This is a genomic window from Prauserella marina (genome assembly GCF_002240355.1).
GTDB lineage: Bacteria > Actinomycetota > Actinomycetes > Mycobacteriales > Pseudonocardiaceae > Prauserella_A > Prauserella_A marina.
Window position 1 is genome coordinate 6521897 of the sequence record NZ_CP016353.1, and the last position, 13884, is coordinate 6535780.

12 protein-coding genes are annotated in these 13884 nt (G+C 66.5%); 7 read left to right on the forward strand and 5 right to left on the reverse strand.

Features of this window, described 5'->3' with window-relative positions:
* Nucleotides 1-12 precede the first annotated feature (12 nt).
* The gene (locus tag BAY61_RS30275; protein ID WP_091805590.1) at nt 13-2031 is read right to left on the reverse strand and encodes an MMPL family transporter; all 2019 of its coding nucleotides are present in this window, start codon (nt 2029-2031) and stop codon (nt 13-15) included.
* Between the two features lie 90 nt (nt 2032-2121).
* Here BAY61_RS30275 and BAY61_RS30280 point away from each other — a divergent pair, with 90 nt between their 5' ends.
* The 3 genes from BAY61_RS30280 (at nt 2122) to BAY61_RS30290 (ending at nt 5040) form a co-directional block, all read left to right on the forward strand.
* Complete coding sequence (locus BAY61_RS30280; protein WP_245865574.1) at nt 2122-2595, forward strand: MarR family winged helix-turn-helix transcriptional regulator; 474 nt, start codon at nt 2122-2124, stop codon at nt 2593-2595.
* A 353-nt stretch (nt 2596-2948) separates the two neighbouring features.
* Nucleotides 2949-3557, forward strand: coding sequence for a hypothetical protein (locus BAY61_RS30285; RefSeq protein ID WP_245865575.1), 609 nt, complete (start codon nt 2949-2951; stop codon nt 3555-3557).
* Between the two features lie 499 nt (nt 3558-4056).
* A complete protein-coding gene (locus BAY61_RS30290) occupies nt 4057-5040 on the forward strand; it encodes a sigma-70 family RNA polymerase sigma factor (RefSeq protein ID WP_091805593.1) in 984 nt (327 codons plus the stop codon).
* A 17-nt stretch (nt 5041-5057) separates the two neighbouring features.
* Here the strand turns inward: BAY61_RS30290 and BAY61_RS30295 are convergent, their stop codons facing one another.
* Genes BAY61_RS30295 through BAY61_RS30305 form a run of 3 tightly spaced genes read right to left on the reverse strand, consistent with a single transcriptional unit; the run spans nt 5058 to nt 7806 of the window.
* Complete coding sequence (locus BAY61_RS30295; RefSeq protein ID WP_091805596.1) at nt 5058-5972, reverse strand: vWA domain-containing protein; 915 nt, start codon at nt 5970-5972, stop codon at nt 5058-5060.
* 42 nt (nt 5973-6014) lie between these two features.
* Complete coding sequence (locus tag BAY61_RS30300) at nt 6015-6956, reverse strand: AAA family ATPase (protein WP_091805599.1); 942 nt, start codon at nt 6954-6956, stop codon at nt 6015-6017.
* A 10-nt stretch (nt 6957-6966) separates the two neighbouring features.
* Nucleotides 6967-7806 (reverse strand): mycofactocin-coupled SDR family oxidoreductase, encoded by an 840-nt coding sequence (locus tag BAY61_RS30305; RefSeq protein WP_091805602.1) that lies wholly within the window; start codon nt 7804-7806, stop codon nt 6967-6969.
* Between the two features lie 301 nt (nt 7807-8107).
* On the opposite strand from BAY61_RS30305, the gene mftR reads away from it, so the two are divergent.
* The 3 genes from mftR (at nt 8108) to BAY61_RS30320 (ending at nt 11036) form a co-directional block, all read left to right on the forward strand.
* Nucleotides 8108-8719: a mycofactocin system transcriptional regulator gene (mftR, locus tag BAY61_RS30310; protein ID WP_091805605.1), complete on the forward strand. Its 612-nt coding sequence runs from the start codon at nt 8108-8110 to the stop codon at nt 8717-8719.
* Between the two features lie 111 nt (nt 8720-8830).
* A complete protein-coding gene (locus BAY61_RS30315; RefSeq protein WP_091805608.1) occupies nt 8831-10366 on the forward strand; it encodes an SDR family oxidoreductase in 1536 nt (511 codons plus the stop codon).
* Nucleotides 10367-10454: 88 nt separating this feature from the next.
* Nucleotides 10455-11036 carry a COG4315 family predicted lipoprotein gene (locus BAY61_RS30320; protein WP_091805611.1) on the forward strand — a complete coding sequence of 194 codons (582 nt, stop codon included), beginning with the start codon at nt 10455-10457 and terminating at the stop codon, nt 11034-11036.
* Nucleotides 11037-11437: 401 nt separating this feature from the next.
* On the opposite strand, the gene BAY61_RS30325 is transcribed toward BAY61_RS30320, so the two are convergent.
* A complete protein-coding gene (locus BAY61_RS30325) occupies nt 11438-12976 on the reverse strand; it encodes an MFS transporter (RefSeq protein WP_091805614.1) in 1539 nt (512 codons plus the stop codon).
* Nucleotides 12977-13115: 139 nt separating this feature from the next.
* Here BAY61_RS30325 and BAY61_RS30330 point away from each other — a divergent pair, with 139 nt between their 5' ends.
* Nucleotides 13116-13799, forward strand: a complete 684-nt coding sequence (locus BAY61_RS30330; RefSeq protein WP_091805617.1) for a TetR/AcrR family transcriptional regulator — start codon at nt 13116-13118, stop codon at nt 13797-13799.
* Nucleotides 13800-13884 lie beyond the last annotated feature (85 nt).

Consider the following 13884-nt stretch of genomic DNA (forward strand, 5'->3'; position numbering starts at 1 on the left):
CATACGCAAACGTCACCGGGAAAGCCGTGAAGGCCACCAGACCCGTTTGCCTATGTCCACGGTCAGCGCGGGCACCAGCAGCGATCGCACGATGAGCGTGTCGAGCAGAACCCCGAACGCCACGATGAAAGCCAACTGGGCGAGGAACAAGATCGGCAGAACGGCCAGGGCGGAGAAGGTGGCCGCGAGCACGACGCCAGCCGAGGTGATGACGCCACCGGTGATACTCAGGCCCCGCAGTGTGCCTTCCCTCGTCCCGAGCGTCTTCGCCTCCTCTCTGACCCTGGTCATCAGGAAGATGTTGTAGTCGATCCCGAGCGCGACGAGGAAGACGAACCCGAACAGCGGTACGACCGGATCGGCTCCTGGGAAACCGAGCAGGTGATTGAAGACCAGCGCCGAGACACCCATGGTCGCCGCGAACGACAGCACGACCGTGGCGACGAGCAACAACGGAGCGAGCAGCGAACGCAGCAGCAGGGCAAGCACCGCGAACACCACGACGAGCACGATCGGGATGATCACCGCCCGGTCGCGTTTGGACGTTTCCTGGGTGTCGAGCAGGACAGCGGTTCTTCCACCGACCAGCGCCTCCGCGTCGGGAACCTCGTGCACCGCCTCGCGAATGTCGCGCACCGTCGACACGGCTTGCTCGGAATCCGCAGGCGCGTCGAGAACGGCCTCGATGAGCACGAGCCCTTCCGCCGTTCCCGCTTCGTTCACCGAGGAAACCCCAGGTACCCGTGCTGCTTCCGCGACGGCGTCAGCCGTGTCGGCGTTGGCGACGACGAGCGCCGGCGATCCTGAGCCACCCGGGAAGTGCCTTGCCAGCACCTCACCACCGGTGACGGAGTCGACCTGGGTGAGGAACACATCCGACTGGGAGGTGCCGTCGGCTTTGAGCTGTGGCAGGAACGCCGCACCCACCAGCAACACGAGCGCGGTGACCATCCAGACAGCCCTCGGAGCGCGGCCGACGAGCCGGGAGATCCGTCCCCAGATGCCGCTCGACTCGGGATGCGGCGAGCCTGCCATCGGCCGGAACGGCCAGAAGGCGCCCCTGCCGAGCACCGCGAGCATCGCGGGAAGGAAGGTGGTCGAGGCGAGTAGCGCCGCGCCGATGCCGATCGCGGCGACCGGACCGAGCCCCTTGTTCGAGTTGAGGTCGCTGAACAGCAGGCAGAGCAACCCGAGAATGACGGTGCCAGCGGAAGCGAGGATGGGTTCGATCGTGCCTCGCCATGCTTTCCGGATGGCGACGTACTTGTCCTCGGTCTCCCTCAGTTCCTCCCTGAACCGGGACACCAGCAGCAGCGCGTAGTCCGTCGCCGCGCCGAAGACGAGGATGAACAGGATGCCCTGGCTCTGTCCGTTCAGCGCGAGCGCGCCCGCGTCGGCGAGCAGGTAGACGACGAGACTCGCGAGGCCGAGCGCCGACACGGCGGAGAGCAGCACGGCGAGCGGCAGCAGCGGGCTGCGGTAGACGACCACGAGGATCAACGCGACGACGGCACCCGCGACGAGGAGCAGCAGTCCGTCGATCCCGCCGAACGCCTCGCTGAGATCGGCGACCTGACCCGCCGGGCCCGTGACGTACACGGAGAGTCCGCCTGGCACGCCGGTGGCGAGCGCTTCGCGCATCGCCTCGACGGTTTCCTTCGGTTCGGCGCCGTCGAGCGGAACGACGAGCTGCAACGCGGCCCTGTCCTCAGAGGGCAGCACCGGCGACGGCTCGCTCGCGACACCGGCCATGCCCGCGATCTCACCCCTGCGCTCGGTCAGGAACCGCTGGTCGGCCTCGTTGGTGCCACCTTGCCGTTCGGCGATGACTATGGCGGGGATCGCCTCGCTACCGGTGAAGCGTTTGGCCAGCTCCTGGACTTCGGTGGCTTCGGCCGACGCTGGGAGGAAGGAGGACTCGTCGTTCTCCGAGACGCCGCTCAGCTTGCCGGAGTAGGGACCGCCGAAGCCGCCGATGACCAGCCAGCCGATCATGAGCAGTGCGGGAATCAGCCAACGAACCGTGCGCACGGGCCTCGCCTTACTTCGATCGTCGAAACATTCGGTGATCGAAATACTAAGCTAGGTCTTCCGACGGCGCCCGACGGGTAGGGGGAACAGGTGGACGAGACACCGAGCGACGAACTACTCGTTCGAAGGTTGCGGCAGGTCGCCGTCGAAAACGAGAGATACATCGAGGCGCTTGGTGAAGCACACGGGATGCACCGCACCGACCTCAACGCCGTCGCCGTGATCATGGACGCCGCCAAGGACGGGCGGGCGCTGAGTCCCACCGAACTGGCGAACGCGCTTCACCTGAGTGCCTCGGCGACGAGCTCGCTGCTCGATCGCCTCGAAACGGCAGGCCACATCACGAGGGACCGCAGCGGAAGGGACCGCAGGCGAATCGAGCTGCACGTGCGCGAGGAAGCACTGGCCTTCGGAAGGCAGCTCCACATTCCGCTCGCCATGGAGTACCAGCGGGCGTGGGAAGCGTTCGGCGCCTCCGAACGGCGCGTCATCGAACGCTTTCTCAACGCGAGCATCGAGGCGACGGTGCGCGCGAAAAAGCAGAGCTTTCCCCGCGATCAGTAAGGCAGCACCGCGGCACTCTTCTCAAGAACGGACTGAACCCGGGTTGACCCGGGGTGCTTCACTGGGTCACAAGCATGAAAACCGGAACCCCCCTCACCGGTTTTCATGCTTCTCAACTTTCTCCGGCCACGACCGGAACCTTCCCCGTACTTCACGGCCTGCCCGTACCGAACCCGGACGCGACGTCGTGACCTGCACCTTCTCGGCTGTCATCCGTCGTATTTCGCGCATCGTCTTCCGACAGTCTCCAGGCAACCACCTATCGCAGTCGTAGGCGCGGCGAGTCACGCCCGCATACAGTTCCAGGAAGGTTGACGACAATTAAGCGGACACGAATCGCAGTGCTGGGCCTCATGAGCGCCGCCGCAATCACGCTGTCGGCGTGTGGCGGCGGCGAGGAGGGCGACGCCTCCGCCGCACCGGAGACATCGGCGAGCGCGGCCGCGCCGAGCGACGAGGTCGCCGCCGACGACTCCAGCGAGGCGCCGGCTCCAGCGGAGCCAGGCAGCGCGGAGGTCACCCCGCCCGGTACCGCGCTGAAGGTCGGGGACCGCGCGGTGGTTCCCTTCGAATCCTCGGACGCCACGGGCAAGATCGCGATCACGGTGACGGCCATCGAGCCCGGCGACAAGGCCGAGTTCGAATCGAAGTTCGGTGACAAGGCCCAGGGCATCGACCCGGTCTACATCCGGTACACGATCGAAAACGTCGAGGGCGGCGACTTCAGCTACAGCTCGGCCCCCCGGCTCAGGGCGCTCGGCGCCGACGGAACGGGAACGGGCGTCATCGTGAGTGGCGACCTCGGCACCTGCGAGAGCGACAGCGCACCGAAGGACTTCACGGCCCCCGGCGCGACGTACGAGACGTGCAGGCTCCAGGGCGGCACTCCGGACAACCCCGCCGTCGGTGTCGAGTACAGCGACGACGACTACAGCGACGATCCCATCGTGTGGACCGCCTGACGGTTCCAGCCGACTCCGGCAATCAGTGACACCGCTTTCGGGTGGGGTGCCCTTCGGGGCCCCCACCCGAATCGCGTTACCGGCCAGTAAACTCGTGGTCCACATCGGACTTGCCTGCCGTCGCTCCCGATGGAAAGCACCAGTGAGGCAGGCCACTACGGAAAGACTGTCATCCGGTCCGTACCTTTCCCGCAGTTACCGGGCATGCTCATAACCGTTCCCACCGGTCAGCACCATGATCATCGCGTTTTCCGAGGTCGAGGCCGGTGCCAGGACGTTGCCAGCAGGTCAATCCAACGTGGACGAACGGAAAATCGCAGCATTTCGGGCCCAACCCGTAGCGAACCCGCACACTACGGAAACCCACCCCTTCCGGACACACCCGGACCAGCTGTTTCCCCTCCGCTGGGCGAAGAACCGCACGTTGCCACGCTGTCAGCGGCACTGGTCATGATGAGCGGTAATACGCGGTGCCTTGTGTCCGGAAGTGGGGAGAACCGTGACCTTAGCCCTGATCGACACCGAAGCCGATGAGAACGCGAGCGGTGCCGACAGCCGTGCTGAACAGGGGCATTCAACTGACCCCGTGCGCGCCTACCTCAAGACCATCGGCAGGACCAAGCTGCTGACAGCCGAAGAGGAGGTCATGCTCGCCAAGCGCATCGAGGCCGGGCTCTACGCCTCGGTTCTGCTGGCAAGGGATGCCGAAGGCACCACCCAGCGGCGCGCGGACCTCAAGATCATCGCGAGCGAGGGCGAGGCGGCGAAGGATCGCTTGCTGGAAGCCAACCTTCGGCTCGTCGTCAGCATCGCGAAGCGGCACATCGGGCGCGGTCTCGCCTTCCTCGACCTGATCCAGGAAGGCAACCTCGGCCTCATCCACGCGATCGAGAAGTACGACTACACGCCCGGCTTCAAGTTCTCGACATACGCGACCTGGTGGATCAGGCAGGCCATCTCGCGAGCGTTGACCGATCAAGCTCGCACCATCAGGGTGCCTTCGCACGTCTCCAACCAGATCAGCAGACTCAGCAGGGCACGCCGCGACTTCGTGGTCAAGCACGGCAGGGAGCCGGTGCACGAGGAACTGGCGAAGGAACTCGACGTCTCGGTGTTCCAGGTAGTCGAACTCCTTGGCTACGACCAGGCTCCGCTGAGTCTCGACCAGGCCATGGGCAACGACGAGACCAACCCGCTCGGCAACTACATCGCCTATTCCGGACCGTCGGTCGGCACCGAGGACAACGTGTCGTACCGGCTGCTGCGGCGCGACATCGAAAGCGTTCTCTCGACGTTGAACGAACGGGAGCAGGCCGTGATCAAGCTGCGCTGCGGGCTCGACGACGGAAGGCAGCGCACCCTCGACGAGATCAGCAAGCACTTCGGTGTCTCAAGGGAACGCATCCGGCAGATCGAGAAGCGCACGCTGGCCAAGCTTCGCGAATCGGCCAGGCACCAGGAGCTCAAGCGCTACGTGTCCTGAACGACCGGCACCACCACTCACGTCGCGAACAACGCCGAAAGGGCGGGAGCGACGGCTCGGTGATCGGCGACGGCACGCACCCTGCCGCTGCCGAGCCTCGCGAGGTCCCGAGCCAGTTCGGTGTCGTGCTCGCCCGAAGTGTCGAGCAGCACGTCGAGCCTCGCCAGTCTCGCCGCCAACGGGCGGGGGTCGGGACCCGCGTTGTGCACACAGTCCGAAAGCAGCAGCACTCTGGCGTCCCGCGCGGGGACTCTCGCCAGTTCCCTTCCCGCGAGTTCGAGCGGAAACTCGATGTTCGTCAGGCCGCGTGCCGGGATCCGCAGCATCGTGTCGAGCAACCGCTGTGGGCGCACGGGGTGCCCGAGCCGCGACAATGTCGCGGCGTCCGACCAGAACGCGATCACGGCAAGCGCGTCCCGAGCCAGTTCGGCCGCGAGCGCGCCGACCGTGGCCGCCGCCGTACGAACCCGCTCACCACGCATCGACCCTGAGACGTCGACGAGCAGCACGACCGAACGCCGGGTCCGGACCCGCTCGCGCACGATGATGTCGTCATCGTCGGGAAAAGGGTGCTCGACCAGCTTCTCCAGCGTGGCGTCAAGGTCGATGTCGTCGGAACCTCCCCGGTAACGCAGGCTCGCCAGTTCTCCGATTCCACGCCGCGAGGAAAGGTCGCGCCGGGGCCTTGCGACCGCGAGCCTCGCCGCGATCTGCCTCGCCCGCTTCACTACCTCCGGATCGGGAGCCGACTCGCCGGGAGCCGCACGTGACTCACCGGCCTCCTCCGTGAACGCCGCTGCCCAGCTTCCCTCGCGCTTGGCGCCTGCACCGCCCCCGCGACCACCGCTCACCGCGACGAACCCACCCGCACCGGCACCGGAAGCAGCCCACAACGTCGGCTCCTCGGTGAGGACCTTCGGCTTACGCCGCAACGGCCGCCTCCTTCGCAGCGGTGAGTCGGCCTCGACGGCTCTTCAACCAGGAGCAGCGGCGGCGGGTGCGAGCACGAAGTGGTCTTCCCAGATGCTCCTCAGTACGCCTTCCGGAGTGGCTTCGACGGTCTCGTCGAGGAAGATCCTGCCGGACAGCGCGACGACCATGGCCCTGAAGACGGTCTCCGGGTAGTCGGTGTGCCGCGGTGTCGTGGCGAGTTGCCTGAGCTGGCCCGCGACGAGCGTCAGGTCGATGGCGCCACGCACACTGCTTCCCTGCCGGATGTCCTCGTGTTCCCTGGTCGCCCTCGTCAACGCGACCGCGTCGGACACCAGCCGTTCATAGAACGCTTCCGGCACGTCCGGCAGCGGAGCGCGCAACCGGACGATGCCGCGCTCGGCCTGCTCGTCCTGGTAACCGACAGCCAGTCTGCACAGCCGGTCGTGCACGCTCGTGGACAACCGCGTGGTGCCGACGTTGTCGAAGGGATTCATGGAGGCGACGACCCGGAAGGTCGGCGCCGCGGCGACCTCACCGGCACGCGGGATCGCGATCCGCCGCTCCGCCATGGCCGTCAGTAGCGTGTTGAGGGTGTCCTCGGGTGCCCTGTTGAACTCCTCGACGTAAAGGAAGGCGCCGCCACGCATGGCCTCGACGAGAGGCCCGTCCACGAAATTCTCCGCGTTGTAGTCCTCGCGGAGCACTCGCGCCGGATTGTGGTGACCGACCAGCTTGGCCGGGGTCAGGTCCGCGTTCCCCTCCACGAAGACGAGGGGAATGCCCCATTCCGCCGTGATCGCTCTGAGCAGGGTGCTCTTGCTGGTTCCAGGCGGGCCTTCGAGCACCAGGTCGCGGCCTGCCGCAACGGCGGCCAGCACGAGATCGAGCTCGACCTCCCTGCCGACCACACGGCGGCCCACCTTCGCTCTGACCTCGCTGAGGTGATCCGCTTTTCCGTTGCCAGCGGCCGGAACCCAGCTCATCCGGCCCTCCTCACTTCGTCGTGTAACCGGCGTCGACCTTCAGCTCGGTTCCCGTCACATAGCGGGCTTCGTCCGAGGCCAGGAACAACACGGCGTTGCTGATGTCCACCGCCTCGACCCATGGGACGGGCAGCGCGTTGGTCGAAGCGAACGCGGGGGCGGCTTCGTCCCTCGTCGGATTTTCAGCGTCGGGAAGGAAAAGACGATACGTCGCCTGGTTCTGGATCATGTCCGTGTCGACCGCGGCGGGATGCACCGTGTTGACCCTGATCGAGTGCGGCGCCAGTTCCAGCGCGAGGGTGCGCATGATGCCGACGACGGCGTGCTTGCTCGCCGTGTAAGCCACGACGTTCGGCGTGCCCTTGATACCCGCCGTCGAGCTCGTGAGCACGATCGAACCGCCGGTTCCCTGCTCGATGAGGTGTGGGACCGCCGCCTTGCACGTGTGCCACACGCCCTTGGAGTTGATGTCGTTGACGTCGTCCCAATCCTGCTCGGAGACGTTCTGCGATTCGTCGCCGAAAACGAAGATTCCCGCGTTGGCCGACACGATGTCGAGCCTGCCCAGCTGCGCGACCCCATCGTCGACCGCAGCCTTGAGCGCCGCGTAATCACGCACATCCGCTTTCGCGGCCACGATGCGGCGATCCAGCTTTTCCACCTCGGCAACCGTTTCCGCGAGATCGGCCTCGGTCGCGCCCTCGTAGAACCGGTTGACGCTCGGTACGGACTCACACACATCGACGGCGATGATGTCGGCGCCTTCCTCCGCGAGCCGGATGGCGTGACTACGCCCCTGCCCTCGCGCCGCACCGGTGATGAACGCGACCTTGCCGGAGACCCTTCCCATGAAAGCCAGTCCCTTCTCCACCAGGGATGTCGCGGGCGACGCACCTGTCTGGCGACCCGATGACACCGTGTTTCGAGCTGACGTAAAGTGCGTGGTCGGGCCAAGGCGGGGGACCGAGGTCCGAGGAGGTCACCACGATGAACTCGGGCCGGAGCGCGCGGGGAGGTCCACCCTCAGAGTGTCCACTTAGGACACCACGCTTCGACCTTCACTTGACACCGGGTGCCGAATCCATTCGTAGATTAACGTCACCTCATGACACAAAACAAGAGCCGGGCGTCGGCAACGAAGGGAGGCGGTGATGTCCACGGACAACCGCCGTAGAGGACGGCCGCCCGGCACCAGCCGTAAAGAGCTGCAACGCATCGCACTCAAGCTGTTCACGGAGCGTGGCTTCGAGGCGACCACCGTCGAGGACATCGCCGACGAGGCCGGCGTCAGCAAACGGACGTTCTTCCGCTACTTCAACTCCAAAGCCAACGTCCTGTGGAGCGACTTCGACGCCGAGGTCGCCGAAATCAAGGCCGCGCTCGCCGATGTCCCGCCGGAAGAACCCATGATGACCGCGATCAGGCGGGTCGTCGTCGCCGCGAACCACTACGCCGCCGACGACGTCGCCGACATGCGCGCCCGGATGAACCTCATCGGTTCGGTTCCCGCGCTACAGGCGAGTGCGGCCGTGCACTACGACGCGTGGGAACGGGCCGTCAGCGAGTTCGCGGCGCGCAGGCTCGGGCAGCAGAGCACGTCTCTGTTCGCGATGGCCATCGGCAGAGCGACGCTGGCGACCTGCCGTGCAGCCTACGATCGCTGGTCGGCACTCGCCGACTCCGATCTGACCAAGTACCTCGACGTCGCCTTGCAGGCGCTCGCCTCGGGATTCGCTCCCGATTCCGTGGCAGCCGAACACTAACTTGAGTTTTGACGTCTGGGTGGTCGGGCCGACGACCCAGACGTTAAAACTCAAGCTAAGCCAGTCAATCGACAGATGCCGCCACCAACCCCGCGTTCCTAGGTTGGCGGTATGAACAAAACCAACCACAACTCAGCGCCCGGCAAAGTCCTGGTCACCGGCGCGACAGGGGCCGTCGGCAGGAACGTCGTCGAAAACCTTGTCGCGGAAGGGGTTCCGGTTCGCGCACTGACCAGAAATCCCGTTGTGTCCCGATTGCCCTCCGCCGCTGACGTTGTCGAGGGGAGTCACACCGACCCTCGCCAGCTGGAACCACAACTCGCCGGTATCGAATCGGTCTTCTTCATGTGGCCCGATCTCGGCAACACCGCACCCGCCGTTTCGGCCGTCGAACTCATCGCCGCACACGCCAAGCGCATCGTGTTCCTCTCGTCGGCCGCCGTCGACGGCGACATCGAGCCTTCGGCACAGACGACACCGATCGGCGAAGCGCACAGGGAAATCGAAGTCGCGATCGAACGCTCGGGGCTCGACTGGACGTTTCTCCGGCCGAGGCGATTCGCGACGGCCGCGCTCGAATGGGCTGCCGACATCCGCGAAGGCAGGCCCGTGAGGGACGCCTTCGGCGACCGGCCGATCACCCTCATCGACGAACGCGACATCGCCGACGTCGCCGTAACAGCCCTGCTCCGCGACGGCTACACCGCTCGAAGCCTCGAACTGACCGGCCCCGAACTCATCGCGCCGAAGGCGGCGGTGCGCAGAATCAGCGAACGGATCGGCACCCCGGCACACTGGGAGGAACTGCCGGAGCGAGAATGGATCAACGAACTCAGGAAGCAGGGCTGGGCCGACGAGGCCGTGGACTTCCTGCTCAGGGGCTACCAGCATCCCCAGGACGTACTCGACACGGTCGAGCGGGTCACCGGTAAACCGGCCCGCGATTTCGACGACTGGCTGTCGGCCCATCGCACCGATTTCACCGTGCCGCTTCCCAAGGCGACCCTGCCCGAGGCCGAGGTCGTGATCATGACTACCTGGACTGTCGAGGGAGAAGAGCATCAGCGGGCGGCGGCCGACGCGGCCATGGCGGCGTGGGATTCCGTGACGTGGCCGGAGGGGCTGCTGCACTACAGCGTTCTGCTCGGTGTCGAAGGGACGAGCCTGCTGCACTACTCGCAATGGTCGAGCGAGCACGCCATCGACCTTTTCCAGCGCACCGATCCGCCGGAACGAGTGGAAGGCATTCTCGCATCGGTGCCGGGGATCCGGCGTGACGGCGGTGCCCGCTACACGCGATACCGCAGTCAGGGAAAGACGGATCCGCAACGCGTCGGCTGCGTCGCGGTCGTCTCGTTCGAGACGGCGAGCCGGGACATCGCGGAATCCTTTGTGGACAAGCTGACGGTCGATGAGGCTGGCGCGGCTACGGAGTTTTCGGAGATCGGCGTCAACTTCCTCGTCTCGACCGACGGTACGAGCCTCGTCAACTACGCCGAATTTCCCGACGAGCAAACCCATCAGGCGATCGTGGAAACCCAACTCGGGCCCGACGCTCCCGTTCCGGCGCTCATCGAACGGACGAGCGGACTCGAAGGGCTCGGGTTTCGCAGATACCTGCCCTACCGGGCGAGGAAACCGGAATGACCGGATGTGAACCGGCGACCGGCGTGTCTCGTGTCAAAGGGGAGCCTCGCCGCCGTCGGTGACGGCGAGCCGGACAGGAGCGCACATCATGGGTAGCACGCTGCTGGGGCGAACCATCGGAAGCAAAACCGGTCGCGCGAATCGCACCGTGCTGGCCGCGAGCGCGGGTGTCATGGCGGTGGCCTTCGCGGCGGCCGCATGTGGGGGCGGAGGTGGGCAGGAACCGGAAACCGGTGGCCCCGCGACCGGTTCGCCCGTTTCGGCCGTGGACCACGGGGACCTCGACCAGGTACTCGTCGACAATGCGGGGATGACCCTGTACGCCTCCTCGGAGGAAGCTGGCCGGATCGGCTGCGTCGACGGCTGCCTCGCGATCTGGAAGCCGTTGACGATCAAGCCGGGTACGACGTTGTCGGGTGACGCGGGGCTCGCGGATGGACTCGCGACGGTCACCCGGCCCGACACGGGAGCGACGCAGGTGACCTACCAGGGCTACCCGCTGTACACGTTCACGCAGGACTCGGCGGCCGGTGACCTGAAGGGCGACAACGTGAAGGACTCGTTCGGCTCGATGTCGTTCACCTGGCACACGATGACGCAAGCCGGTTTCGCCGACGCGACGCCGCCGTCGAGCCCTGCCCCCGAAACCGGTTCCCCGTACGGCTACTGACGCGGGGAACGCGCGAGTCCCCGCGTCAGGCGCGCGAGTCCCCCGCTCAGGACGGCGAGACCCGCACCCAGGTGCGCGAGATCCGCACCCAGGACCGCGAGACCTGCATTCGGGAGCCGAGGGCGGGGCCCGACCTCCGCCGCCGATCTCGCCGTCCCCCACGCAGGACTCGCGCATGAGCGGGGGACTCGCGCGCGAGCGCAGATCTCGCCTTTTCGAGCGCGGATCTCGATGTCCTGGCCGCAGACCTCGGCGTCCCCAGTGCAGAACTCGCCGCCGCCAACGCAGATCTCGACGACCTGAGCGGGGGACTCGCGCATACCCGCGACACGCCGCTCCCCGGCACCCCGGCACCCCCGCACCCCGGCACACCGGCACACCGGCACACATGCGTGCTCGCGTCAGGGAGTTGGCGACGACAGGTGCCGACGCACCCTCAGCATCAGCAGCCCGACCACGACCAGAAGCCCGGCGCTGATCGACGCCGCGACACCGAATCCGTTCGTGAACGCCTGCCGACCAGCCGAGAGCAGGCTTTCGGCGAGATGCGGCGGTAGATCCACCGCCGCGCCGAGTGCCCCGACAAGCGAATCGGCACTCGCCTCCTCCGCGCCGTCCGGCAGAGCGCTCGGCGCCGTGTCGACCATTCCCGCCCTGTACACGGCGGCGACCACGCTACCCATCACGGCAACCCCGAGCCCGACACCGAGTTCGCTGCTCGTCTCGTTGAGCGCGGCCGCGGTTCCCGTTCGCTGCTGCGGAACCGAACCGATGACGAGGTCCGTCGCCAGGACACCGATCACGCTGGTACCCAGCAACGCGACGATGGCAGCCGCCACGAGCCAGCCGGGCCCCGTGCCCGGGGAAATCAGCGCGACCAGCCCGAACCCGACGGCCGCGAGCACCGCCGACGCGATGATCAGCGTCGAATGCGCTATTCGTCGGGCGAACCGGGGAACGATCACCGCGCCGATGGCGGGAACAGCGGCCATCGGGATCATCCACACCGCCGCCTGGAGCGCCGACAGCTCACTGACCATTTGCAGGAACTGCGGCACCAGGTAGAACGTGCCGTTCTGCGCGATCACGACGACAAGCAGAATGAGCAGGACACCCGTGAACGCCTTGTTGGCGAAGAGACTCAGGTCGAGCAGAGGGTTCGGCAGCCTGCGCTGGCGCCGGACGAAAACGACACCCGCGAGCAGACCGAAGCCGACAGCCGCGAGCGACACCAGTTCGAAGCCATCGCCTACCAGGCGCTTGACCCCGTAGACCAGGGGCAGCATCGCCATCAGCGACAGCGCGACGCTCAGCAGGTCGACCTTCCCCGCGTTCGGGTCCGCGTATTCGGGAAGCAGCAGCGGCCCGAAGATGAGCAGCAGCACCATGACGGGAACGCCGAGCAGGAACACCGAACCCCACCAGAAGTGCTCAAGCATGAATCCGCCGACGACGGGGCCAAGCGCGGCCCCCGCCATGAAGGTCGCCATCCACACCGCGATGGCGAACGACCGCTGTGCCGGATCCCGGAAAAGGTTCCTGAGCAGGGCAAGGGTCGAGGGCATCAGCGTCGCGCCCGCGATGCCGAGCAGGGCCCTCGCGACGATCAGCAGCTCGGCGGTCGGCGCGTAGGCAGCCATGAGCGAGGCTGCCGCGAACGCGCCCCCTCCGATCAGCAGCAGTTTCCGCCTGCCGATCCGGTCGCCGAGCGTGCCCATCGTGACGAGAAAACCGGCTATGAAGAAGCCGTAGATGTCGAGAATCCACAGTTGCTGGGTCGCGCTGGGATCCAGGTCGGCACTGAGCTGCGGAGCCGCGAGGTACAGGACGCTCACGTCGAGTGCGAGCAAGAGCAGCGGCAGTGTCAGGGTGGCCAGTCCGAGCCATTCGCGAACGCCTGCCCGCTCGTTTTCCACCTCCGGGGTGTCCGAGGTCGTCATGCGCCCTTTCCTCTCAGCTCACGGTGGTTGCGGCGGCGCGATGTCGCCGGAACGGACCGGCCCGCACGGAACGGACCAGGGTTAAACGTTACGGGTCGTAACGTAACACAACACTGGTCTGCCGGGTAGGCTGTCTTTCATGTCCCCAGGCTCCGCACCCGGTGGTCCTTCGCACGGCGGCAGGCCACGCGATCCGCACCTCGATCGCGCGATTCTTGAGGCGACGCTGGGCAAACTCGACGAATCGGGTTACGGCGCACTCACGCTCGAACACATCGCCCGCCAGGCGGGAACGACGAAGCCCGCGATCTACCGGCGCTGGCCCAACCGACAGCGACTCGTGCTGGCGGCGCTGGCATTACGACTGGACGTACCGGAAGCGCCGGACAGCGGCTGCACCCTGTGCGACCTGTACGAGGGCATCTTGGTCTTCGTCGAAGCGTTCAACAAGATCAGACCGGACGTGATCGGCCCGCTGCTCGCCGACTGCACGGCCGACCCCGAATTGCACAGGGCTTTCATGGCAACCCTTTTCGACCCGCCGCGAGTCGCCGTCGGCAACATGCTGCGAAAAGCGGTCGCGCGCGGCGACCTTCGTGCCGACATCGATCACGAGTTGCTGTTGGACATGCTCGGCTCACTCGTGCACTACCGCGCGTTGTTCGGCCACGCCGCCATCGGAGAAGAGGAAGTGGACCGGGCGCTGGAAGCACTGCTCGGCGGCGTCGCCAACGACTATCCAGCCCTCGTCGCACACAGCCTGGAAATGGACGTTCAGCACGAACACGCCGCAGCCGAATCGCACGCGCCAGGCCAGCATTGAGGTAACGGACCGTCCACAACCGACAAGGAGACCCCCGGGAGGGCGGCCACCCAGGGGTCTCCGTAAACGGGGGAACCGGAAGTTC

Excerpts from the sequence above, each read along its gene's own strand:
- BAY61_RS30285 (WP_245865575.1), top strand. The coding sequence starts at position 2,949 with ATGAGCGCCGCCGCAATCACGCTGTCGGCGTGTGGCGGCGGCGAGGAG.
- BAY61_RS30300 (WP_091805599.1), bottom strand. The coding sequence starts at position 6,956 with ATGAGCTGGGTTCCGGCCGCTGGCAACGGAAAAGCGGATCACCTCAGC.
- BAY61_RS30305 (WP_091805602.1), bottom strand. The coding sequence starts at position 7,806 with ATGGGAAGGGTCTCCGGCAAGGTCGCGTTCATCACCGGTGCGGCGCGA.
- mftR (WP_091805605.1), top strand. The coding sequence starts at position 8,108 with ATGTCCACGGACAACCGCCGTAGAGGACGGCCGCCCGGCACCAGCCGT.
- BAY61_RS30315 (WP_091805608.1), top strand. The coding sequence starts at position 8,831 with ATGAACAAAACCAACCACAACTCAGCGCCCGGCAAAGTCCTGGTCACC.
- BAY61_RS30320 (WP_091805611.1), top strand. The coding sequence starts at position 10,455 with ATGGGTAGCACGCTGCTGGGGCGAACCATCGGAAGCAAAACCGGTCGC.
- BAY61_RS30325 (WP_091805614.1), bottom strand. The coding sequence starts at position 12,976 with ATGACGACCTCGGACACCCCGGAGGTGGAAAACGAGCGGGCAGGCGTT.
- BAY61_RS30330 (WP_091805617.1), top strand. The coding sequence starts at position 13,116 with ATGTCCCCAGGCTCCGCACCCGGTGGTCCTTCGCACGGCGGCAGGCCA.